The sequence below is a fragment of the Hyunsoonleella ulvae genome, from assembly GCF_016827605.1.
Lineage (GTDB): Bacteria > Bacteroidota > Bacteroidia > Flavobacteriales > Flavobacteriaceae > Jejuia > Jejuia ulvae.
On the sequence record NZ_JAEPJQ010000001.1, the window covers coordinates 619755 to 645282 of the forward strand.

General features: G+C 32.6%; 18 protein-coding genes and 8 tRNA genes. 9 read left to right on the plus strand and 17 right to left on the minus strand.

What is annotated here, in order from left to right; translation table 11 throughout:
• Positions 1-10: 10 nt before the first annotated feature.
• The 8 genes from JS605_RS02940 (at position 11) to JS605_RS02975 (ending at position 11895) form a co-directional block, all read left to right on the plus strand.
• Entirely contained in the window at positions 11-1408 is a 1398-nt protein-coding gene (locus JS605_RS02940) for a RagB/SusD family nutrient uptake outer membrane protein (protein ID WP_203256181.1), read from the plus strand.
• Between the two features lie 223 nt (positions 1409-1631).
• Positions 1632-2903, plus strand: coding sequence for an amidohydrolase family protein (locus JS605_RS02945; RefSeq protein ID WP_203256182.1), 1272 nt, complete (start codon positions 1632-1634; stop codon positions 2901-2903).
• Positions 2900-3991, plus strand: a complete 1092-nt coding sequence (locus JS605_RS02950; protein ID WP_203256183.1) for a TlpA disulfide reductase family protein — start codon at positions 2900-2902, stop codon at positions 3989-3991. The genes JS605_RS02945 and JS605_RS02950 overlap by 4 nt, the downstream gene beginning before the upstream one ends.
• 27 nt (positions 3992-4018) lie before the next feature.
• Complete coding sequence (locus tag JS605_RS02955) at positions 4019-5188, plus strand: TlpA disulfide reductase family protein (protein ID WP_203256184.1); 1170 nt, start codon at positions 4019-4021, stop codon at positions 5186-5188.
• 361 nt (positions 5189-5549) lie between these two features.
• Positions 5550-8348, plus strand: a complete 2799-nt coding sequence (locus JS605_RS02960) for a M16 family metallopeptidase (protein ID WP_203256185.1) — start codon at positions 5550-5552, stop codon at positions 8346-8348.
• A 276-nt stretch (positions 8349-8624) separates the two neighbouring features.
• Positions 8625-10127, plus strand: a complete 1503-nt coding sequence (locus JS605_RS02965; protein ID WP_203256186.1) for an aminotransferase class V-fold PLP-dependent enzyme — start codon at positions 8625-8627, stop codon at positions 10125-10127.
• 30 nt (positions 10128-10157) lie between these two features.
• A complete protein-coding gene (locus JS605_RS02970; RefSeq protein ID WP_203256187.1) occupies positions 10158-10385 on the plus strand; it encodes a hypothetical protein in 228 nt (75 codons plus the stop codon).
• Positions 10386-10410: 25 nt separating this feature from the next.
• Positions 10411-11895, plus strand: a complete 1485-nt coding sequence (locus JS605_RS02975) for a pyridoxal phosphate-dependent decarboxylase family protein (protein ID WP_203256188.1) — start codon at positions 10411-10413, stop codon at positions 11893-11895.
• A 112-nt stretch (positions 11896-12007) separates the two neighbouring features.
• Here the strand turns inward: JS605_RS02975 and JS605_RS02980 are convergent, their stop codons facing one another.
• From JS605_RS02980 to JS605_RS03020, 9 genes are all read right to left on the minus strand, one after another.
• Entirely contained in the window at positions 12008-12649 is a 642-nt protein-coding gene (locus tag JS605_RS02980; protein WP_203256189.1) for a DUF4291 domain-containing protein, read from the minus strand.
• Positions 12624-13592: an ADP-ribosylglycohydrolase family protein gene (locus JS605_RS02985; protein ID WP_203256190.1), complete on the minus strand. Its 969-nt coding sequence runs from the start codon at positions 13590-13592 to the stop codon at positions 12624-12626. The genes JS605_RS02980 and JS605_RS02985 overlap by 26 nt, the downstream gene beginning before the upstream one ends.
• Positions 13593-13594: 2 nt before the next feature.
• A complete protein-coding gene (locus JS605_RS02990) occupies positions 13595-14011 on the minus strand; it encodes an ADP-ribosylation/crystallin J1 (protein WP_203256191.1) in 417 nt (138 codons plus the stop codon).
• Positions 14008-14415 carry a macro domain-containing protein gene (locus JS605_RS02995; protein WP_317194126.1) on the minus strand — a complete coding sequence of 136 codons (408 nt, stop codon included), beginning with the start codon at positions 14413-14415 and terminating at the stop codon, positions 14008-14010. Before JS605_RS02995 ends, JS605_RS02990 begins: the two co-directional genes overlap by 4 nt.
• 106 nt (positions 14416-14521) lie before the next feature.
• Positions 14522-15445, minus strand: a complete 924-nt coding sequence (locus JS605_RS03000; RefSeq protein WP_203256192.1) for a diacylglycerol kinase catalytic domain-containing protein — start codon at positions 15443-15445, stop codon at positions 14522-14524.
• A 4-nt stretch (positions 15446-15449) separates the two neighbouring features.
• On the minus strand, positions 15450-16430 hold the full coding sequence (locus JS605_RS03005) for an SPFH domain-containing protein (protein WP_239000239.1): 981 nt from the start codon (positions 16428-16430) through the stop codon (positions 15450-15452).
• 158 nt (positions 16431-16588) lie between these two features.
• A complete protein-coding gene (locus tag JS605_RS03010) occupies positions 16589-17266 on the minus strand; it encodes an NUDIX hydrolase (protein ID WP_203256194.1) in 678 nt (225 codons plus the stop codon).
• A gap of 34 nt (positions 17267-17300) precedes the next feature.
• Positions 17301-20246, minus strand: a complete 2946-nt coding sequence (locus tag JS605_RS03015) for a DUF6493 family protein (protein WP_203256195.1) — start codon at positions 20244-20246, stop codon at positions 17301-17303.
• A gap of 2 nt (positions 20247-20248) precedes the next feature.
• A complete protein-coding gene (locus tag JS605_RS03020; protein WP_203256196.1) occupies positions 20249-21595 on the minus strand; it encodes an SWIM zinc finger family protein in 1347 nt (448 codons plus the stop codon).
• Between the two features lie 167 nt (positions 21596-21762).
• On the opposite strand from JS605_RS03020, the gene JS605_RS03025 reads away from it, so the two are divergent.
• Positions 21763-23229 (plus strand): hypothetical protein, encoded by a 1467-nt coding sequence (locus tag JS605_RS03025; protein ID WP_203256197.1) that lies wholly within the window; start codon positions 21763-21765, stop codon positions 23227-23229.
• Positions 23230-23521: 292 nt separating this feature from the next.
• On the opposite strand, the gene JS605_RS03030 is transcribed toward JS605_RS03025, so the two are convergent.
• The 8 genes from JS605_RS03030 to JS605_RS03065 form a co-directional block, all read right to left on the minus strand.
• Positions 23522-23594 (minus strand) — tRNA-Arg (locus JS605_RS03030).
• A 185-nt stretch (positions 23595-23779) separates the two neighbouring features.
• Positions 23780-23853: transfer RNA gene (locus tag JS605_RS03035), tRNA-His, on the minus strand.
• Between the two features lie 259 nt (positions 23854-24112).
• A tRNA-Leu gene (locus tag JS605_RS03040) sits at positions 24113-24186 on the minus strand.
• A 240-nt stretch (positions 24187-24426) separates the two neighbouring features.
• A tRNA-Pro gene (locus JS605_RS03045) sits at positions 24427-24498 on the minus strand.
• Positions 24499-24572: 74 nt separating this feature from the next.
• Positions 24573-24655 (minus strand) — tRNA-Tyr (locus tag JS605_RS03050).
• A gap of 3 nt (positions 24656-24658) precedes the next feature.
• Positions 24659-24788 (minus strand) — tRNA-OTHER (locus JS605_RS03055).
• 11 nt (positions 24789-24799) lie between these two features.
• Positions 24800-24888: transfer RNA gene (locus tag JS605_RS03060), tRNA-Ser, on the minus strand.
• 112 nt (positions 24889-25000) lie between these two features.
• A tRNA-Ser gene (locus JS605_RS03065) sits at positions 25001-25087 on the minus strand.
• Between the last annotated feature and the right edge of the window lie 441 nt (positions 25088-25528).

The window sequence follows — 25528 nt, forward strand, 5'->3', positions numbered from 1 at the left end:
TTAAAAAACCATGAAAACAATCATAAAATTTATATTTATATTTTCAGTAACCATCGGACTTACAAACTGTTCTGATGATATTATAGAGAAAGAACCACTTGATGAAGTATCTCCAGAAAATTTGCTTCAAACAGAAGGTGGTTTTAGGACTGCTCTTGATGGGGTTTACGGTATCATGCAAGAAGATTTTTTAGGATATAACTTTTGCATTTACTCTATTCCGGAAGCCATAAATGATGATATCATTGCGGGAGATCCTAATGGTTTTACTTTTGAAAATACTCATGCTGATATTTATCCATTAGCGTATGATGCTACGACATTTCAAATTGAAGGGTTTTGGAGAGAGTCTTATAAAGCGATTAATAACGTTAATGCTATTATAAAAGTTGCGAGGACAAGTAGTTTAGCTAACAAAGATGCTTTTCTCGCAGAAGCACTTGGTATTAGAGCCATGTTGTATTATAACTTGTATCGCTTCTTTGCACCAGCTTATAATACAGATGCTAACGCTTTAGCAATTCCATACAAATTCGAAACGGAGGCACTTCTAGATACAAAGCCTAGAAACACGAATCAAGAGGTAATAGATTTTGTATTAAACGATTTATTAGAAGCAGCAAGTTTGGCTGAAAACGATGTTAATTCTTATAGAATGTCTAAAACAGCTATTGAAGCATTAACGGCTCGAGTATATCACGAAACAAACGATTTTTCTAATGCCATTACCTATGCGGAGCGTGCCTTAACAGATGGCAGGTATATGCTTGATACCGATGCTACAGCCTTACAAAATCAATGGCAGCAGGACGATTCAAATGAAATCATTTTCAGAATTCGCTTTGAAGAATCGGATGTTAGCTTTAACGCCGCCTTATTATCCATACCTTTATTTTTCAGTTTTCCGTATTTTGTGTCTGATGACCTTATAAATCTTTACGATCAAACCAATGACATTAGGTTTGCTACTTATTTTGAACCAGAGCCCTTTGGCTCAGGAGCTTTTTATCCCATAAAGCATGCTGGTACCAGAACTGCCGATGCAGCTACTTTTAATCCAGGGGCAATAGATATTAAATTGATTCGCGTTCCAGAATTACACCTAATTCTTGCAGAAGCCTTTGACAAAACAGGAAATGCAGGTATGGCATTAAATCATTTAAATATTTTAAGAAATGCTAGAGGCTTGGGTGATTATGTAGGTAGCGATCTATCAAATGAAATTTTAGATGAACGCAGACGTGAACTTGCTTTTGAAGGTTTTAGATTTACCGATTTAAAACGACTGGGACTTGGGTTTACAAGACCAGACGGTACATCATTAGCTCCAAATGCGGATCGTTTTGCCTTACCAATTCCGCAACTAGAAATAGACAGATCTGGTTTAGATCAAAATGATGGATATTAATATGAATTTACTTTTATGGCAAGCTCTTTACCTATTAGGGCTATTGTTCATCTGCTTTTTAATTTATAGGGTTTATAAATATATGAGCAGAAACCCTAAATAATTTAAGAGGTGTACTAAATAAAATTTTATTTTTTTTTTGAGTTAGTCTTCAATTAATAAAGGTGGTACCATTAATCAACCACCTTTATTTTTTTAGTCTCCCTGATATAAATTATATAGAATGAAAAAAATATTGAAACTAAGTTTAGTCCTTTTGCTATGTATTGGTATTAACAAATCTTATGGGCAGTATCAAGCAAAAAAGGACTCTTTATTGGTTTTAAAAAACGGGTTTATTATAAACCTAACTCCTAAAGGAGGCTTCATTAAAAAAGGAACCATTGTTATTGAAAAGGATAACATTAAAGAAGTAAACTACTTAAATGATGCCAAAACTTATGACAATGCCAAAGTTATAGACCTCAACGGAAAGTATATTTTACCTGGTTTAATAGACACGCATGTACATTTAGCCACAGCTCCTAAAGAAGGCAGAAACGAGAACAATGCTTTTATGGAAAAGCAATTAAATAAAATGTTGTATTCTGGCATTACCACGGTACGTGATATGGCAGGAAATGCCATTATTCTTTCAGATTATGCCAGAGCAAGCGATTTAAATCAAATCCCTGCGCCTTCAATTTTTTATGCTTCACAATTTGCAGGACCAAAGTATTTTGGTATGATACGAAGTTATTCAACCAATACTAGAAGCAAAAGAGACAGACCTTGGGCGCAAACCATTGTAGATTCAACAAACATGCCTTTGGCAATAGCTAGAGCAAAGGGAGCTGGTGTTACGGGTATTAAAATTTATGCAAACTTAAAACCTTCGTTAGTTACAAAAATAGTTAAAGAAGCAAAAAAACAAGGGCTTCAATCTTGGAGTCATGCTGCAGTATTTCCAGCTTCTCCATTACAAATTGCAACAGCAAAAGTGAATACCATGTCTCATGCTTGGGATATGATGTATGGATTAAATACTACTGGCACTATAACCCGAGCAGATTTAGCCAAAGATATTAATTATGATAAGCTGGATAGTTTATTATACATCATGAAGGATAACCATGTTATTCTTGATGCGACTAACTATATAGCAGAAAACAACAGGATGCACAATGGTGTAAACGTTACACAACGAGCACATAAACTAGGAGTTAAAGTAAGTGTAGGAACCGATTGGCCCTATATATACGAACCTGAAATTCCTTTTTATAAAGAATTAAGATTACTTATTGATAAATGCGGATTTACTACAGAAGAAGCACTATACAGCGCCACAAAAATAGGAGCCGAAAGTATTGGATTAACAGATAGAGGCGTTATAGAAAATGGGAAAAAAGCAGATATAATTGTCCTCAATAAAAATCCTATAAATAATATAGAAAACTTAAAAGACCTACATCTTTCCATTAAATCTGGAATCATTTATAAAAAAGAAACCCCATGAAAATACTAAATGCTTCACTGCTTATACTACTTTTATTTACTAGCTGTAAACCGTCTATAAAACCTAATCTTATTGGCAAAATAACCGATAATGACAACGTACAGCAAATAAAGCTAATTGGTCTGGAAAACGGTTATACCATTTTAGATTCAACTAGCGTAGTAAACCAAACCTTTAGTTTTAATCTTTCTTTTAAAAACAAACAACTTTTAAAACTTAGAACGAATGATCGTAAGGTGTCAACACCCTTATTTTTTTATGAACCTGGTTTAAATTACACCTTTCATATTGAAAACAAGGAAGCTTTAATTCAAGCACCAGAAAACTCATTACAATATAAATACAACGAGTTATTAAAAAAACTTAATCCGCTAAATGAAAAATTAAGTAAAATATCGCAAGACACAACACTAACCAAAGCAGAGCTTAATACACTATCGACCAAATATTTTACAGAGCAATTAAACATTAAAAAAAATTATATACGAACCCATCCAGAATCTTACATATCGCTTTACTTATTGAAAGATTTAGTCAGACTTGGTCCTATTTTAAGTTATCAAGAACTAAAAGACTTTTTTAATATTGTAAACATTGATGCACACAAAGGAAATCCTATGTTAGATTTTATTGGCGATAAACTAAAAACCATAGAAGCAAACAGAATAATAGGTAAAACTGCGCCTGCATTTTCGCTAAAAAGCCCAAACGGAAAAGTATACACTCTCGCAGATTTTAAAGGAGGGTATACACTTATAGACTTTTGGGCAAGTTGGTGTGCTCCATGTAGAGTAGCCAATAAAAATATTATTCCCTTGTATGAAAAATATAAAGATAAAGGCTTCAATATCATTTCAATATCCTTTGATGAGAATAAAGAAAAGTGGGTAAAAGCCATAGAAGAAGATAAAATTCCTTGGGTACAAGTATCGGATTTAAAAGGTTTTAAAAATTCTGAAATTAGGAGCCTTTATAAAGTAAAGCAATTACCTACAACCTATGTTTTAGATCCTGAAGGTAAGGTTGTTGATCAACATTTAAAGCACCATGAATTGGAAAACCTTCTTGAAACTATTTATCAAAACTAATTTTACACCCTTTTAAAATTTACAACAATGAAAAAAATATCAAACCTAATATACGTCTTAACTTTTATTTCAACCGTCATGGTGTCCTGCACCAGTTCTAAAGAGCAAAACAAATCAGTAATAAAAGGAACAATTAAGGGGTTGGGAAATAATTCTATTGTTTTAATGGACGCTAAATACCAGCCTTTAGATACTGTTCAGGCCAATAACGACAACTTTGTATTTGAACATAAATTAGACATAAGTGATCCTAAAATGCAAGGTCTTTTTATACCCCAGTTATCAAATAAAAAAGACCGTGGTATGAGAGTGAATAAGACTTACTTCTTTGTAGATAGCAAAACAATTAACATTACAGCATCAATTGTTAACGAAAATTTAGAAAACATAGAAGTTACGGGGTCTCCAGCCACAAAAGAATACAAGGACTTGGAGGCTAACTTCCCCGCCAGTATTGAATTGGAAAAATATTCAAAACCATATAACGACGCATTTCATCTTTACAATAACGTAGAGAAAAGTGAAGATAATTTAAAAACATTGAAATATTATGGTAATATAATAGATTCGTTATATACGGAAAGAGGGAAAAATATAATAGATGCTATCGAGTACAACAAAGAAAGTATCGCCCTTTCCTATATCGTTTATCAAAATTATGAAACTAAATCTGCTCCATTTATTAAAGACTTGCTAAATAAGTTTTCTCCAAATATTGAAGACTCCTATTATATTTCGCTTTTAAAAGAACAAGTGAAATTAAAAGAAAGTTCCTCTGTTGGTGCTATGGCTCCAGATTTTACACTGGTTGACGATACAAACAAAATTGTAAAACTTTCCGACTTTAAAGGGTCTTATGTTCTTATTGATTTTTGGGCCAGTTGGTGTGGCCCATGCAGACAGGAGATACCTCATTTAAAAAAGGCTTACAATACATTTAAAGATGAAGGGTTTCAAGTAGTTTCTGTTTCTATTGACAGGAAAAAGGAAGCTTGGGAAAAAGCTTTGAAAAAAGAACAATTGCCTTATATAAAATTATGGGATGAAAAAAAGGAAACCATGCAATTATACCAATATCAAAGTATCCCATATATTGTTTTAGTTTCTCCAGAGGGAAAAATACTAAAGATAAATAAAGGCTTAAGAGGTAATGCGTTAGAAGAAACTTTGAAAAATATCTTTTTAAATAAAAAGTGATTTCTAAAAACATAAGGCAAAGCATTAGCGAGTAAGTAAACTTACAAAGTGTTTCTTTAAGAAAAGTTCTATGAACCCACAATTAACTAAAGCAATGACCTGCTTTTATTGAGACTTTGATTAAAACCTATTAAACAAACTATTGCGTAAAATATGCTCTTGAGTATATTTTACACAAGTAATTGATAAACAGCATATTTATAGGGCTTCAGATTTAAAAGTTAAACCCTTCGAATTTCTAAAATTACCTCTGCTTATAAAACCAGAGAACCCCGTTTTAGCTTATATATTTTTTTAACATTTTATTAGCAAGGGGGAAATGAAATTTAGGCGACATAACTTAAACACATAGAAAGAATAAATGAAAAATATAATAAGTCTAGTTAGTGTATTACTATTTTTAAACCTTAATGCACAAAACTTAAACACACCTCTTCCACTTGACGAGAGTATCAAAAAAGGTGTTCTACCTAACGGAATGACCTATTACTTGCATAGTACAGATGTTGTTGAAGATGTAGCTAGTTACTACATTATTCAAAATGTAGGATCCATACTTGAAGATGATAACCAACAGGGATTGGCTCACTTTTTAGAGCACATGGCGTTTAATGGAACTAAGCATTTTCCGGGTAAAGGCATTTTTGATACTTTAGGAAAAGAAGGGATTGTATTTGGTAAAGATATCAATGCCTATACAAGTTTTGATGAAACAGTTTACAATATAGACAATATACCAACAACACCTGAGCTTATAAATACAGGGTTGCACATCCTCCACGATTGGTCAAATTATTTATTATTAACCGAAGAAGAAATTGACGCGGAAAGAGGCGTAATTAAAGAAGAATGGCGTACAAGACAAAATGGTGGAATGCGGATTATGCAACAAACTATTGGTACGGCCTATGGAAATTCCAAATATGCTAATAGACTTCCAATTGGTAAAATGGAGATTGTTGAAAATTTTGAATATAAGTCACTAAGAGACTTCTATCATGATTGGTACAGAACCGATTTACAAGCTATAGCCATTATTGGTGATTTTGATGTAAGTGAAATGGAGACTAAAATAAAGGAAAAGTTTTCATCCATTCCTGCGGTAAAAAATCCACCAGAACGCTATGTTGTTAAAATTGACGACAATGATAAGTTAGATTATGCTATCGCTATGGATAAAGAAGTTTCAATAGCAAACATCCAGTTTAGTATAAGACATAAAAAAACTACTGATAAAAGCACAGCCACATACTTAAAGGATGCACTAGTAAATGGATTCATTTTTAACATTTTAAAAGAACGCTTTAGTAAAATATCACAGGAACCAGATGCGCCATTTGTAAATGTATCTCCAAGTTATGCTAATCTAACCAGAGCGCATAAAACGTTTAGAGTGAATGTTACACCCAAAGAAAACAAACAGCAAGAGGCGTTTAAACTAGCTATGACTGAAATTAACAGAGCTGTAAAATTTGGATTTACTAAATCGGAAATTAATAGAGCTGTTATAAAGTATAAAAGCTTATATGAAAAGCAAATTGCAAGGTTGGGTGATAGATCTCACAGAAAAATTATAAACTCAATTAAAGCTAATTATTTAGAAAATACCCCTTTAACAGATTTAGCAAAAAAATATGAAATTGCTAAACCCATTCTTAACAACATCACACAAGATGACTTACTAAAACAAATGCAGGAGCTTTACACTCCCAACAACAGAAGTGTTATTGTTACTGGTGTAGAAGGTAAAAACAATTTATCTGAAACTGAAGCAGTTCAAATTATTGATGCCATTGAGAATGATGAGTCATTACAGCCATATAAAGAGGAAGCAGAGGTAAAACCTCTAATGACTGGGGTTAAACTAAAACCAGGTAAAATTGAGTCTACAAAGAAAAATAAGGCACTTGGTTTTACAACCTTCACTCTAAGTAATGGTATACGTGTGCATTATCAATTTGTTGATAAAGATAAAAACAAGGTGTCATTAAGTGGACACAGTTATGGTGGTACGTCATTATTAGCCATAGACGATTTACCATCTGCAAGTGTGATGACCAATGTAATGCCAATGTTTGGATTGGGTGAGTTTTCAGCAACAGAACTTCCTAAGGTTTTAGCTGGTAAAACAGCTATGGTAAAGTTCTTTTTAGGTGACATTACAGAATCTATTTATGGTTCTTCAACAACTAAAGATGTAGCAACTATGCTTCAACTATTAAATCTTCGCTTTACCAAACCTCGCTTTGATGAATCGGCTTATAAAGTGTTTTTACAACAATTGGATACTTATTTGGCATTTAAAGGCCAAGATTTAAAATCTAAAATGAAAGACAGCTTAAACATGACGTTATACGGTAATAATAATCCATATAAAAGAGTGTTCAATCAAGATTATGTAGATGACATCAGTTTTGAAAAAATTAAAGACATATACACTACTAGATATGCAGATGCTTCAGATTTTCAATTCTTTATTGTTGGGGATACACAAGAAGATGCTCTTAAGCCTTTGTTGGAGCAATATGTTGCCAGTATTCCAACAACTAATTCAAAAACTGAAAATTATAAGGACAACTCAACAGAATGGTTAAATCCAAACATTGATAAAGACATTTATTTACCTATGGAAGATTTAAAAACTTCTGTTAGAATTGCTTTTAAAAAAGAAATGCCCTACTCCATTAAAAACTCGATAGTGATGAAGGCTTTAGTCGGTATTCTTCAGTTAAGGTATCTGGAGTCTTTGAGGGAGGAAGAAGGTGGTACATATAGTGCAAGTACAAGAGGCTCTTTGCTTAAAGAACCTAAATCATTAGCTTTTCTTTCAGTTAGCTTTGATTGTAACCCACATTTAGCCGAAAAACTAATAAGCATTGTTCATAAGGAGATTGAAACCATTAAAACTGGAGATATAAAGCAAGAAGATTTAGATAAAACATTGGCCAGCTTAATAAAAGAAAGAGAAGAAAGTAAAAGCTCTAACCAATATGAAATGTCTGCAATGAAAACGTTCATTATAGACGGCTATAACAGAAACGCTCCAGAAAATTTTGAGAACATTGTCAAAGCTATAACAATAGAAGATATTCAAAGTATAACAAAGGATTTGTTGGAAGACAATAAATCCTATGAAGTAGTTTTTAAACCTGAAATGTAAAAACAGTAATTAGTAACACCTTTCTAATAATTATTTGAGTTAGTCAGTCAATTTTTGATTTAAGAAAGAGTGAAAGGGCTGGTTTCAATCAGCCCTTTTTTAATCAATCATCAAGTTATGAATGGTTAATTGAAAGCACCTCAAAATTTAAAAATAAGCAGACTTTATAAAAAACATTTTATTAGTTTTTAGTGTTAGAACTGCCCTGAATCTTAGCTCAATTTAGGGTAGTTCTTTTAAAATAATAATGACATAATTAGTTGCGCAGTGAATTATATGAAACATATATATGGCAATAAGCAAAAAAAGACATCTAAATTAGAGCGTTTTTTTCAACCATTCAGAAATAACATTATTGGCATAGATGAAGCGTTTGATTCGCCTTACGGCAGAAAAAAGATTATTTATGCAGACTGGACTGCAAGCGGAAGGTTGTATAGACCCATTGAAGAAAAAATATCAAATGAAATAGGTCCCTACGTAGCCAATACCCATACCGAGACCTCAACCACAGGAGCGGCTATGACTTTGGCCTATCATGATGCCAGAAATATTATTAAGAATCATGTAAACGCATCTAAGGACGATGTATTAATTACCGTCGGTACGGGAATGACAGGCGCCATTAATAAATTCCAACGTATTTTAGGGATTAAACTCAACGAAAATTTAAAAGATCATACTCAAATTCCAGAAGAAAAGAGACCTATTATTTTTGTGTCTCATATGGAACATCATTCTAACCAAACCTCATGGCTGGAAACCATAGCAAAAGTGATAGTGATACCTTCAAATAGCGATGGATTACCTTGTTTAAAAAGTTTAAAGGATTTACTGGAAAGACATAAAAATATTCCAATAAAAATCGCTGCCGTAACAGGTTGCTCTAACGTAACAGGCATTAAGACCAATTACCATGATATTGCTGAAATAATGCATAAAAATAATGGATTGTGCTTTGTAGATTTTGCATGTTCTGCCCCATATGTTCATATAGACATGCATCCAGAACATAAAGACCAATATTTAGACGCTATTACGTTTTCTCCACATAAATTTTTAGGAGGCCCAGGAGCATCAGGGGTACTAATTTTTAATAAAAAACTCTATAATAATTTAGTGCCGGACAATCCTGGTGGTGGCACAGTAAGTTACACAAACCCTTGGGGCGACCATGATTACATAGATGATATAGAGACTAGAGAAGATGGGGGAACTCCTGGCTTTTTACAGGCTATTAAAATTGCATTGTCTATCCAGTTAAAAGAGCAAATGGGCGTAAAAAATATTTTGGATAGAGAGCATGAATTAAACAGGATTATTTTTAAAAGACTATCTAAAATAGACAACCTAAAAATTTTAGCTCCAAAACACAAAGACAGGCTAGGGGTATTTTCTTTTTATATAGAAAATGTGCATTATAATTTGGTGGTAAAACTTTTGAATGATTGCTTTGGAATTCAGACCCGAGGAGGATGTTCTTGTGCCGGTACTTATGGTCATTACCTCTTAAATGTTGATGAAACTACCTCTAAGGCTATTGAGCATAAAATCCTAGAAGGATGTTTAGTAGAACGCCCAGGTTGGATTCGTATGTCCATTCATCCTACCATGACGAATGATGAAATAGAGTTTATTTGTGAAGCTATAAAACAGATTGCAGAAAATATTGAATTATGGCAAAAACCTTATAAATATAATGCCGAAAAAAATGAGTTTGAACATATAAATAACTTAAATACAGAAAGAGAAATAGTTAAAAATTGGTTTAAACTTTAGTTATTTCCAATAACATAAATTTTATTTCAAATGATTAGTAGAAGTGTTATTCTTTATAAAATAAGTACTGATATCCTATTAAATGAAGACGCTCTGGCCCAATTTATAAGGATATATAAATTACAAATATTAAATTTACAAAAAAGGCATACTATAATAGCATTTACAGGGACTTATGAAGAAATTGAAGAGATAACCGCACTGTTATATCCTTATGGGATAATTGAAAGTTCTAAATCCAATGAGGTAAAAATTTAATAACCTAATATTTAATTCATAGAACATGATAGATAAACCTTTTTTGAATAAAGAAACAGAAGGTACCAATAAAGAAATGGTTTTATCAAAACAAGAAATGCTAGACTATGGATATCAAATAGTTGACACTATTGTGGAACACTTTGAAACGCAGCATTTAAAAGCCCCTGTTTCTGTATCAACAAGAGAAGAAATGGATAGCGTGTTTCTTGAGGAGGCTCCTGAAAATCCCATGAATGCGATTGATGTCCTAGAGTTTGTAAAAGAAAAGGTGTTCTCAGAGACCACAAATGTTGCTCATCCAAAGTTTTTTTCCTTCGTTCCAAGCCCTAGTAATTTCATTAGTGCAATGTCCGATAGTTTGGCTACGGGATTTAACATATTTTCTGGTGGATGGTCTACCTCTGCTGCTGCTGAATTAGAGATTGTCTGTATAAATTGGCTCTTAAAACTATTTAATTTTCCTGTAAAAAAGGGAGGGGGTATTTTTACCAGCGGGGGATCAATGGCAAACCTAACTGCATTAGTAACAGCAAGAAGAGAAAAGCTTGGTGAAAACTTTGAAAATGGAACAATTTATATGTCCGATCAAACACACTCATCAAATATAAAGGCAATTAGAGTTATTGGTCTTAAAAAAGAACAGGTAAGAATTATACCGACAGACTTAGAATTTAAAATGTCCTTAAATAAATTGCGAAATGCAATTGCCAAAGATAAATTAATGGGATTTAAACCATTTTGTATAATAGCCAATGCAGGAACAACAAATACAGGTTCTGTGGATAATTTATTTGAAATATCCAAGATTTGTAAAGCAGAAAAGATATGGCTACATGTTGATGCAGCATATGGAGGCGGGGCTATTTTATCAACTAAAGGTACTCTTGCTTTAAAAGGGATAGAAAAAGCCAATTCCATAACAATTGATCCACATAAGTGGTTTTATCAGCCATATGAAATAGGATGTCTTCTAGTTAGAAATCACAAATGGCTGAGTAATACTTTTACTGAAAAACCCGAATATTTAAAAGATATAGAGGGTAACCAGTCAGAAATTAACTTCTATGATTATGGAATTCAATTAACACGAAGATTTAGAGCTTTAAAGTTTTATATGTCAATTAAAACTTTTGGTTTAAAAGCTTTTAGGGAAGCGGTAACCTATAACATTGAATTGGCTGAAAAAACCGAACAGTTAATTCGAAAAAGTAAGTACTGGGAAATCGTAGCTCCAGCAAACCTTGCAATTATTAACTTTAGATACAATCCTGTAGATACGGATTATAAGGAAAATGAACTAGATAGAATTAACCAGGCGATATCGCAGCGCATTGGTAATCAAAAAAGTGCTATGCTCGTTACAACAATTCTTCAAAATCAAATTGTGTTAAGAATGTGCCTAATTAATCCAAGAACGACGATTAATTCTATAAAAGAGACGTTAAAACTATGCCACACCTTTGCGATTGAAATATCAAAAACAGCTGGCGATGCCGTAAAGAAATAAGCAGATAAATTAAAATCAAATCACTAATAACGACTAAATTTAATGATTTTTAAAAACCACCTCTTAGGTGGTTTTTTATTTAATATAGATTATGAAGTTATACTACTTACTGTTACATGCAACTTAACTTTAATCTTATAGAAGTGTCCATGTTTTTTGGGATATAGGGCTTTTCATCTGGAATAATGAGTTTATCCAATTCATTATTTAGAACATGTTGGTATTGTTGTTTTACAAATTCAGATATATCTTCAATTGCTAAAATATCATCCTTTGCATACTTCTCAATATCTTCATTTCTTATTCCAAGCTGAATCGCTCTTCGTTCTAATTTAGCACCGTATGGGTCGTGGTCTGGATCCCATTGCAATCTAATATTCGAGTTTTTTACGGCATCTTGCCAATTCTCTCTATCATTGTAAATATCAGCTTGATAACTTGAATAAACGGCATCATTTAGATAACGTTCGAACACTTCACGTTTAAGATGAATAGCCAACACCACCTCCTGTCCCTCTCTCGTTCCCCAGCCATTACGGTACATCATCCAAAGGAAATTAGGTTTAATCCAAGTCATTCGGTTTAAGCTGAAAGCACCACCGAAAAACTGGTTTTTAGCTGCAAAGTTTCCGATTTCTGGTCCATAGGATTGATATACGATGATTTTATTTTCATCATATTGCGCCATAATATGATGTCCTTTTTGAGGCCATTTTTTTAGTTGTTCTTTATATGTCTTTACTCTCAGTTTCATTTTCTAATGATTTATGAAATCTAAATATTAAATCTTCGATTTCATCATATTTAACAAGCTTATCTCTCCATGTTTTTGGTATAGAGTTTATACCATAATACAAACCTGCTAAACCACCTGCAATCGCTGCTGTTGTATCTGTATCTTCTCCAAGATTTATTGCTTTCATTACTGCATCTTCGTAATTATTCATGTTTATAAAGCACCAAAGTGATGCCTTCAAAGAATTTACGACATATCCACTTCCCGAAATACGGTCTTCTTCAATACTATAAATATCATCTTCAAGAATATCAAAGTAAAACCCTAATTCTTGCGGATTTAAATCTTTAGTGTTTAGAAAAGTCTTCACTCTATTTTTAATGATTTGATATGCTTCAATCTTATTACTATTTACAAGTAGCTCTAGTGCGTATTCTACATAAATAAAACAGGCAATAACAGAGCGTAAATGTGCATGTGTTAAGGACGAAATATTTTTAACTATTTGATACCTTTCATCAATCCCCTCAATATCTTTTATAAAATACACTAGTGGTAAGATTCTCATTAAAGAACCATTGCCATTTGAATATTCATCCATTCCACCACAAATTTCAGGGGTATGTCCTTTTTTCATGTAGAAGATAGATTGCCTTGTTGTAACCCCTATATCAAATACATGTCCATGAGGCGTCCAATAAGATTCATCATACCACTCGATGAATTTATCTGCTATATTTTTCGTATTGTAACCTTCTAATAATCCCTCCATCAAACAAAATGTAAGAGAGCTATCATCTGACCAAGTACCAGCTGGTTGATTATGACTCCCATAACCTATCATCTCCTTTGCAGGTCGTTCTTTCATTTCATCTCTGGATAAGAATTCATAAGGCACGCCTAGAGCATCACCAACCGCAACACCAATTATTCCGCCTCTTATTTTCTCTAATAAATCCATGACTACTTGACTTCAGTATTTTTGATAATATCATTTATGACTTTATCATGAGTTTCTTTAAACTGTTTCCCTAAAAAGGTTTTAGTAATTTCTATTTTTCCTTGTATCTGATTATTAAAATTTTCCATTTCCTCTGATGGAATCCATAATTCATTATGAATTTTTCCGCCTACATTTTGCACCTCAAAACCATCAATATATTCTGCATTCACTTCAAACTTAGTTACGTAACCTGAATATCCAGAAAATTCATCAGTAGTATTCCATTTTAAAGCAATTTCGCAAGCATATTCTTCATTCATCACAGGGTAAAATATAGGTTGCCAATCTAACCTTGGGGGAAATTTGGAGAAATCACTTGCAATTATTAGTTCTAATTCCTTTAATCCAATTGGTCTGTATAATTTTATAGTTTTCATTGTTTTAATAATTTACTGTACAGCTCGAAGTTTTCTCTGTCAAAACAAACAAAAGTGACTTCTTCAACTACTTTTTGTTCTTTAAAACTATTTATGCTTTGTAAAGCAATTTGAGCAGCTAAAACTTTTGGAAATTTATAAATTCCTGTACTTATATTTGGAAAAGCAATACTTCTAATATTGTTTTCTATTGCTAGATTCATTGAATTTATATAGCATTTGCTTAATAGCTTTTCTTTTTCTATTCCTCCTTTATTCCAAACAGGACCAACTGTGTGAATTACATATCTAGCCTCTAAACTTCCTGCTGTAGTTATAACCGCTTCTCCAATCTTACATTTCCCTTGTTTATTCCTAATTTCTTGACAGGCTTTTAAAACTTCTGAGCCTCCTTTTAGGTGGATAGCACCATCAACTCCAGAACCAACCTAACAATGAAGAGTTAGCAGCATTAACAATAGCGTCAATTTTTATTGCTGTAATATCAGATTGTATGACTTTTATTTTCATTTATATAATCAAGTTTGCTTTTTCATCCGCTATCCCAATTTCAACATGGCTTCCTGAATTGAAATTCAAAAAATCAGATTCGATACCATCACTAAAAATAACGCCTTTAGTTGGCATATTAGATTCAATTTTTAATGTTTGCTTTTTAGTTATTATTCCAAAACCAATATTTGTTTGGGTAACCTTACTTAAGAACGGTTCTCTAACCACAAATACTAATTTATTATCACCCCAATCCATTTGGGCTCGATTTTCTCTTTCACTTACTGTACTATGTCCAATTATATTATTCTTCATATTAAATATTGAACTCAACCAACCTGTAGAGCCTGCACCAGTAGAAACAATAACCCCGCTTGATGACTGTCTTTCTTTTTTACCTTTAAACTCAATATCATATCTAGATGATACATGAGAATCAGCTCCTATATAAAAATCATTAAAAGCTAACAAAGTCTGACCATCATTTAATACTGCTTTAGCCATAGTTACTTGTTTAGTTGCATATTCGCCTTTTAGAACATTTTTTATAACTGTGCTTAAATCATCTGGAGTATGTTTCAATAAAACACCATCATAGCGTTCAGAATCAGGATTCACTCCTATTATCGGTAAACCATTCACATACTTAGCTGTATTAGCTACTAAACCATCTTGACCTATAGCCAGAACCAAATCTTGTTCAGTAAAAATATAGGTGGGCAAAAACGAGCGGTCAATAACTTTATATTTCAAGCGTTTTGAAATGGTCTTTTGGATTTTATTCAGAGACTGATAGAAGGTATCATGTTCTATCTCATAATATCCAAAATTCCCTTCAGACCGCTCAATATAAAACTTGGCTTGGGCTTTTGAATTAAACCTTTCAATCAGCTGCTCAAGCCTAGTTTTATCTCTTATTATGATTACTCGTTCAAAGTTCATTCCCTTATGATTTACTATTCACAATAGCATCTAATAACTCAGGAGATATATTAAGATTCCCTATTTTATCAGCATTCTCAGCCAACTCTCTGAAAGCTAAAGCTATGTTATTACTTGGGTCATTTCCATTATTACTGATAGCCATTAGCGTTTTCCAATCTAGTTCTTTGTAAGGCTTCAATCTAGCATTAAGAACATACTCATTCATGTCAGCCTCTTTCTTTTCATTGGTTACCTGAATATCTATTAACTCTTTTTTCTGTTCTTCTAAAGCTATGCTAGAAGTCATTCCCATCTCTTTAAGTTTCTGCTCGTTTTGCTGCTTTACGACATCTGTTTCCATCTTCTTTTCAACAATTTGTTTTTGCTTCTCTTCAACAGCTATCTCAGTATTAAGTTCACTTTCCTTTATCATACGTTCTTGCTCCACTGCAAAGTTTCTACGCTCGTATATAGCTTGGTCAGCTTCCTTTTGTAAAGACTCTCTCATTTGAGCTTCTAAAGCACGAGCCATTTCGGGATTAGGAGTGACACCTAGCACATTTACACTTAATATTTCTAGACCAAGCATTTGAACAGTCTTAGATTTCTGAATACTCTCAAATATTTCAGTTTCAATTGCCTCAAGCTGTCGCAATGCTTCTTTCAAACTTAAACGTTGTATAATAGATGCACTAGCTGTTTGAGCCTCATTAATGATACGTTGTTGAATTTTTTCGTGGTCATTCTTCAAATACTGTTTTTTCTTATTTACAGTAAAATCTAACGTTTCTGCTAGTTGTTTTGGATTTTGAATCTTATATGTAACCTGCCCTTGTAAAGTAACTTCTTGATAGTCTTTTGTAGTTTCATTGAATACAAATTGAAAATCATTACTCTGTACAGGAATAGAAACAATTGATGAATTTGGAGAAAAATAAAAGAATGATAAACCTCTTCCTTCTTTCTTGATTTTACCTCCTTTATAATGAATCACATAGTTCATTGAATCGAATTTGATATAATTTATTCCTAACATAACTTTGGGTTTTAAATTATTAATTTGCGTAATTATAACACAAATATAGATTGAGAAAATAAATCCACCAAATATATTTTGCGTTTTTTTTACACAAATAAACTAAATATCTGATTTACATATATTTAAATTTCAAAAAATATCCCCTCTTTTTTAAGTTGGAAGTAACGTTTCTGATTAAACTGGAATAAATTAGCAGGTCTTCCTGAACCTTTTGATACTTTTTCAGCAAGTTCGTCAAGCACATTTAGGCTTATTATTTTCTTTCTAAAATTACGCCTGTCAATTTCTCGACCCAATAGTGTAGTATATAGTTTTTCTAAATCTGAAAATGGGAATTTCTTATCAAGCAACTCAAAACCTATGGGCTCATAAGTGATTTTATCTTGTAATCTCTTTATGGCCATATTTAAAATCTCCTCATGGTCAAATGAAAGCTCAGGCAGCTCATTAATATTAAACCATAGAACTTCAGAAGCATCTGTGGATGCAAATATTTTAAATGTATTAGGTCTCACTAAACCAAAATAAGCAATAGATACCACTCTCCCTCTAGGGTCTCGTGTTGGTTTCCCAAATGTATACAATTGCTCAAGGTAATTTATTTTAACCCCCGTCTCTTCTTGCAGTTCTCTTTCTACAGCTTCCTCTAAGGATTCATCATTTAAAACAAATCCCCCAGGGATAGCCCATTTACTTTTAAAGGGTTTATACTTTCGTTTAATTAATAACACTGAAATTTCCCCTTCTTCATAACCAAATACAACTGCATCGACAGAAAGTTTTATAGACTGCTTACTCATATGCGTAGTTTATACGCAAAAATAAATATTTTGTTTAACTTAACTGTAATTTGCCAATAGTAGTTTTAAGTGTTTTTACTTCTTCCCACTTTTCTAGTTTATCTTTTGATAACTGACTTAATTCTACTTTAGGTGAGCTTAGCTTTAATTCCACGAATATCTCTAGTAATTTCTTAACTCCTCTGATAGGCTCATCATTCATATTCCCAATCATGTTATCTAAAAGACTTAACAATGCGTCATTATGCTTCTTGGATATATTGAATAAGTTTGCTGTCAATAAGTCTGTAAATCGTTTAAGAGGGGCATACTCACCCAATTCTAATTTACCTAAAATTTGACCTAGTAATAAATTGTTAATTTTGTTTTCAGAGTTTGCTTTAATCCATATCTCAGCAGCAAGTTCTCTTGCCACTTTATGACTACACAAAAGTCCGGTTGCCAAAAACAGATATGTAGATTCCTTAAAATCATTTCTATACCAGATTTCATAAAGTCCTTTTAGCAAATTGACCATATTCTTTTTACTGGTTTCATCAAAAAAAGTAGATTCTTTAAGATTATTATGAATAACATGACTCAAGAACATACTTGGATTATTTGGTAAGAGAAATAAAAATTTCACATCATCATGCGGATGAATTGTAGTATAATATTTTTGCTTTTTAAAGTACATGTAATCATAAATACTGCTAACTTTAATCTTCTTTTTCTTTTTATTGAATACACCTATAATACTTGAAACAATTGATTCTGATTCACTCTTTTGATTATTAAAATCTTTAAATTTTAACTCTTTGCTAGTTCTAAGGAATTCTCTTGATCCTTGTTTACCCTTACTGTAGTCATATCTATTGTGATAAATATCCCTAGGTTTACACTCCCAATTATAAAACCCCATTTCTTTGTTTAATGGATTGACTAAATATTTTTGAAAGTATTTAATTTCCTCAGCATCATTTCTACTCAACACACTTTGAAGCCATAATTCTGGTCTTGAAATATCTACATCTTGAATTTTCAATTGGTTAAGATGATACTTTAAAACCTTTTTAATATCAATGTCTTTTATCATATTAATATTCTCAATAATATCAAATGAATATTCATTTATTGGCAACCTCCCCATCGCAATTTGAAAATCGTAACGATTAATCTCTTCATTGCTTTTTTCATATGAAATGATTCTGTCAATTAAAGTATTAGGAGCAATCCAACATGGTGCATGTGTTGGTGTAGACATTAGATCTAGAGTCAAACCTTTCTTAATTAGAGATTTAGACTTTATAAATAAAAAATGGTGTATTTGATATATGTAATCTGGAATAGGTTGGTTTTCTATTTGTCTTAATCTTTCCTTATAATGGGAACTATAGTATCTATCTTCCTTAAACTTTTTGATTTTTTGGGTCTTAGCCTTTTTAAAACTTGCGAGTTCAGAAGGATACTCTTTCATTAAAATTTCAGCAAAATCATTTATGTAGTAGGCTGCTTCCGATTCCAAATTTCCAATCCGGCTATTCCAATCAAAATTCATGGAAAGGTCAAAAGAACGCTTAAATATAGGCTCCAGTTTAGCAACATTATCTTTATTTAAAAGCGGATAAAGTTTTGGCAAATAGCTAAGCAATAAATCTATATGATACACTTCATTATTATCAATAGACTGACTTACAAAAAAGATTAAATCATCTAATGATTCAAGCTTGGGCAATTCTGTTTCTATTGATAAAATTTCCGTTTCTTCTATATCATAGATTTCTTCTTCAACTTCTTCTGAGGTTTCAATGTATGCCTTTAAAATCTCCCTTGACGAGTGGAATAGACTATCTGCATATAGATTTACTTCATCAAACAGCTCTTGTTTTTTAGGGTCTCCGTATTTCTCTATTATTTTCGCTGCTCTTAATTGAATTTTCTCATCAACATTTATCAAAGCTTCTGCTGCTTTTTCACATACAAAAATATTGAAAGCTTTATGAGTTTTAGCAATTTTATCTAAAATCATAAGTGTTGAATTAACTACGGATTTTGTTTCAGAGTTTAAAAGAATTGATGCATTTTCAACAAAGACTTCATGCTTAAACTTTTTATGATTAGCAACTAGTTTAAAATATTTAAGAACCGTATTTATTACCTTGGAATGAGGTGAATTTAAAGCTGTAAAAAATTCATCTTGTAAATTCAATATTTCATCTTGAGAAGGACTTAATTTTATTAACAAATCAAAAAACCAACCGCTGAGTGTTTTATTAAACCCTTTGGTGGATGAATAGATTGTAGCAATTAAAACCCTTTTTCTGTCCAACTTATTTTCATCTGTTAGATTGGCAATTGTATCAATCCATATATCATTCCCTCCTTTATAATTCTCTAGATGTAAATAGTTATAGTAGTTATTAATTGTAGATTCTTCTTCAAACAAAAACCATATATGTTCATCTAATGTCTCTTTATACTTATGAAGAACTTCAGGCTTATAAAAATTTCTGTTTTTATTTTTCTCTCGCTTATTTTCAACAATGGCATTTGGAAGTTTTGCCACAATTAAAGATTGAGATGGTTGCAAAAGACCTTTTTTGAACAACACCATTAATTTATCATAATTTACATGCCATGGTAGTTCTTCATTAATGAGGTCTCCATACCATTTGGGAAGGTACCAAGGGATGATATTTTCCAAATAATAATCATCCGTACAGGAATGGGCTAGTCCCGCTTTTTTAGCATCACTTTTATTAAAACAAACAAAACAGGCTTTATTTGTAAGTTCTCTTTGAGTTTCAGTATGAGAAGGTTTATACGATTCGAATATACCGAATTTGCTTTTTTCTTTAACAATTTTATATCCAAAAACCTCTTTTCTAAAAGCTCTTAGAAACGGAACAAGTTCCTTTTTATCTTTTGGCGTAAGTTTTTTTAAAAATGGGATGATGTCTCTTTCCTTAAGGACAATAGTTTCTAATTCTTTTTCAAGCATATTCAAATATCTTTTGCTTTTTTCTTTACTGCTAAAATATGTTTACAAGCGCCTCGCTCACCTTGGTTTTTACTAAACCAAGTACAAGTACATCTTTGTTCGTCTCCATTTATAACGACATAATGTTGAACGCCACTCCCCTCTACTTTAGCTTCTATTTTGTTATCTTTCTTTAGCGTAATTTGAACCTTATTTTCTTCTAAAAGCTTCTCTGCACCTTTGAGTCTTGGGTTCAATGACAAAATTCTTTCTAGCTTAAAAGGTAACCTTCTGTAAAAGAACCCATTTTTAGCTAAGTCATACCCCAATAATCCCATAGCTGATAATTTAGTGGACAGTTTTTCTATTTTGGATATATCTATCCCTTCCTCAAAAGACATTAATGCAGGATTAAACTCCTGATTGGTATAAGAGTAATTATCAAATGCTTGCACTAATGAATCTGGCAAGTCTTCTATTAAAGATTCTAAAGCAGCACCCTCACCTGAAAAGCCTCTCCAAAAATCTCTTGAAACAGAAAACACAAAATTCAATTCGTCAAAACATAAAATAAAAGTTACTGATTGCATGTCCTGATGCGGAAAAACTTTTAGTTCATTTATCAATGGAATAAGTGACTGAAGTAATTTCAATCTATGAATACCACCTATACAAACAGCATTTGATGCCTTAAGAGGGCTAAATAAATATTTGCTCCCTCGCTTTATAAGATAATAGTCTGTCTTTACTTTTCCAGCAGGAATAGTTTTAAATAATTGAATGGCTTGAATTCGATTTAGAGTTTGCGCATAATCGGACTCTGAAAAATAATGTTGTACTGTTGTTAAACCCTTAATCCATTTACTAGGTAATGGTACTTTACGTTCTACAAAACTTTCTCCTCCTTTGTGAAACCCGACTTCTTTTTGACCAACAGATAAAATAAGGTCGTCATTTTTCTTGATTTTACCCAGTTCTGAAATTAAAGGTGTATTAAAATCAACATTGGTAGTTCCATTCTCTATAAATTCTCCATCTTGTCCATTTTCCAATACATCAACTCTCGCATAAACCCCTGCACAATGGGAAAACCCTTCAAATCTTATTTGATTGTTACCTGCCGTAACTATTGGGTCTTTTAATAATGCTAATTGAAAAGGCGATAAATTAAAACTTGACTGAACAATATTAGATAAGGTTATCAAACATCTTGACAACTCATAAGGGTTATTCAATTTCCCCCAGAAAAAACAAGGAGAACTTCCTTTGTCAACCTCATTAAATTTTGAAAGCAGAAGGTTCTCCTTACCTTGCTTTTTTTCTATACTAGAAAGTGAATTGTATTTGTAACTTAATGTGTCTACAGACATACTTTTTGCTTCTTATGTAGTTAAAGTATGTCAATTTAAATAATTGTTTTTACATAAATAGAAAATTAGATTAATTAATCAATCCATTTAATATTTTGGTAAAACGTATTGAAGAGAGGTACAGTTTTTGCTAATAATTATTAGCCATAATCATCAATTCTAAACTTATGAGACATTTATTTGTATTACTCATCATTATGCTCCCCATACTGGTATCTTGTCAAGAACAAAACACAAACCTTAAAATCAGCAAGCAAACCAAAAAAATTGTCAAAAAGATTGAAAATGTAAACGAATTAATGGGGTCAGCTGTTTACTATGGAGGAATCCGACCAAAACAATATGACAATTTCTCTCAGCTAAGAAAAACAGCAAATAAGGATGAATTAATAATTTTAACCGACCATAAAAATGCGGTTGTTAGGTGTTATGCATTTTGGGCGTTATCAAATGATAAAACGGTTAATTTGCTTCCAATAATACTAGACCATTTAAATGATGATGAACTCGTTAGCACTCAATTTGGGTGTATAGGAGGTCAGGAGAAAGTCGGAGATTTTTTTATAAGTATGGCTAGACGCCCTCCTGTAGATAATGATTCCGCTGGATTAACCGAAAAAGAGTTTAGGCTCTTAGACAGTATTCTCATTTACAAGAAAAATAATCTCAGTTCTAGGTCTAGAGCAATTGAAAGAATAGATGCAACCAATTCTCATTATCAGAAAATTAGAAATCTAGTTATAGAAGATAAAGACCAAAGTGCTCTTGTAAAACTTGCAAAGTACAATAAAGAAGAAGACATAGAGTTAATTTTAAACAATAAGATTGATTACGATTCAGAGGAAAGTGGTTTTTTCTACACTTATAAGGCTATTAGTAATTTCCCTCATCCTTCATTTTTACCATTACTCAAAACTAATTTAGGTAAGACTCTAGATAACTCGCATTACAGTAATGAATGGGCACAATTATACAGAGCTATAGCCAGTTACAAAAGCAAAGAAGCATGTAAATTACTTGAAATCCCTTTTGCCCAAGTAGAACATCAAAGTATAAGAAAATACCATTTAAATTATGTCTTTGCTGCTTTAAACGAGTTTAAGTCTGAGTTTTATAATGACTTACTATGGAGACTATGGAAGGACGAAAAAAGAATTTCCCCTGACGTATACAGCTATTTAAATAATATAGATTCCGAGAGAGCATTTGCATTAACAAAAGAAACACTTAAAAACCCTAATAATATTTCTATTCTTGATTATGGATATGACGAATTCGAGTCATCAAAAAGCCTTACGGAAACCATGTTAGATTTGATTTTAGAAAAAGATAAAGACTTTGGCTATCAATTGATTCATGACAATATTAAAAAATCTAATGTTCACAATTTCCCTTTGTATGCAAACAAAGCAGGGAGTTTAAGACGACAATTATTTGTTCAACCGCTATTAGATATTCTTCATAAAGAATGGAACGCTCATATTTATTTAGCTGCAACAAAAGCTTTAATCAATTATGGTCGCAAGGATATAAATCAGAAAATAATTGAAGCCAAATCTATAAACCCAAAACTTACTCAAGACTGGGGAGGAGAAGCTTTCAATAAATTACTAAAAGATTACAAGATTGAATAGTAATAGAAAGAGATAGGTACAGTATTACGGATTTGTAACAATAATTAAGGTAAAAAGAAAAACCTATAATTCAATTGAATTTTAATTGTATTAAGGGCTCTTTATATCTAATGATATTGAGATTTAATCAATAAGTAACTGAGTCACTGCAGCTGTATTAGTCGCCCACTTCAAGTCACAACATTCATCAGCATATTCAGCATCAGAAACAATTTCTAATCCTAGGCTTCAGCTTTAAGCGTTAGGCGATTACTAATACTCAATTTACTATTTAATTTATTTTTAAAATTAGCAGGAATAGCAAGATTCGAACTCGCATCTTTGGGGGTCGTAACCCAATATTTTATCCATTAAACTATACTCCTAAATTATGGAACAAACAGGAATCGAATACCGAATCAAGTCCGGCACAGGCTCTGTATCTTCGGATTTTAACTCAATGAATTCTATTTGATAAATAGGGTTCGTTGAATTCTCAAGTTCATTTCAGTCCGTCGCATTGACCAACCCTTCGACTTCGCTCAGGACAGGCTTTTGCTATTGTTCCTTTTGGGGTGACTTCGGGATTCGAACCCTGTTCTTCTCATTCACAGTGAGATGTTTTACCAAATAAACTAAAGACACCATATGTTGTAAACTCGATAGAACTCAAACCTATACCTTCCCGCCTTTAGCGGGATATGCTCACCATTTACATCACGAGTCTATATACTCCACCTTGGATTAGTTCGTATGGTAAATATTTCAATAAATATGTACTCATGAATGCTATGCATTTCGAACCAAGACTACACGGGGCTTAAATCAGAGCTTCGCTCGGTGCCTTCGTAAAAGCAATTGTTTTTACTCGACAATCTCTTCCAGTTGGGCTAGTGGAGCATAGTATGGGGAGAGAGATTCGAACTCTCAAAATCCTGATTCTAAGTCAGGCGTGTTTGCCAATTTCACCATCCCCACATTTATTAATCGTATTCCGTAGGATTCCGAGCATGTCTCGGACCAACCCCTAATTCCACATAGAAATGAGCATTCGAATTCAACGAATCTGATTTATCAAATCTATACACCTGAGTTAAAGTGTGGCGTCTTAACCATTTGACCAACGGAACATTTCGTCTGAGAAGCAGGATTAACTTCGTTTTTCCTGCTAGGTCTCAGTGCTAATCAAATTCAAGTAAACTTGATTTGATTGTTTCGTCTGAGAAGCAGGATTCGAACCTGCGACCTCTCGCTTCCAAAGCGAACAAACAACCACCGTTATCTTCCCAGAGAAAGTACCACACGGTTACCAATTATAACCTATAGCTATTCGAGAGACAGTCGAATAACTATTGTGGTACAAGTGGAAGTGGTAGGACTCGAACCTACAAGCTCCGAAGAGACCAGATTTACAGTCTGGCGAGCCAACCAATTGCTCAACACTTCCTTTTGGAGACAAGGATGAGATTCGAACTCATAAATGACGGATTTAACTCAACGAAAGCTATTTGATAAATAGGATTCGTTGAATTCGTAAACTCATTTGCAATCCGTAGCCTTAACCATTCAGCCACCTTGTCTTTCTTTATTGCGGAGAGCAAAGGAATCGAACCTTCATCACGCCTCGGCGTGAACTTGATTAGCAGTCAAGCGTAACAAACCAATATTTACCTACTCTCCATTATTTTGTCTGAGAGATCACGCTCTAGCGTGACAACCTCTCGCTTCCAAAGCGAGTAAACCAATCATCCCTTCGGCTACGCTCAGGACAGGCTTCATCCTCTCAGTTTTGCGGAAGGAGTGGGAATCGAACCCACACGAGTCGTTAACTCCTAACTGTTTTCAAGACAGCGACCACCACCTATTGGCTTGTCCTTCCAAATCATATCCATAAAAAAAGCACCTCTTTTTGGGAGGTGCTCTACTTTTTATTGTGTTATATTAAATCAATTCATAACATAAGTATTCTCCCTAAATCGCAACATATTTTGCTCATAACTATAAAACAGCTCTAAGTACTTCGGCGAGCGAAGACATAAACTAAATGATAAACTATGTTGTAAATGAGATGTCATTATTCTTTTATTATTTGTTGTTTTTTGACATTGCAAATATGAAACCAATTTTTGAAACATACAAGAAAAATTTCAATTTAAATTATTGATTATCAATTACTTATGTTGTTTTTAAACAATAGAATTCCTGTCCGTATATCTACGGATATTGAACATTTTATACAACAGTCTGTCTCCCAATTGTTTTCAGTTTCAATTTTCTATGTTACCTTTTTCTAGCTTCTAAACATTATTTTAAAAATTTC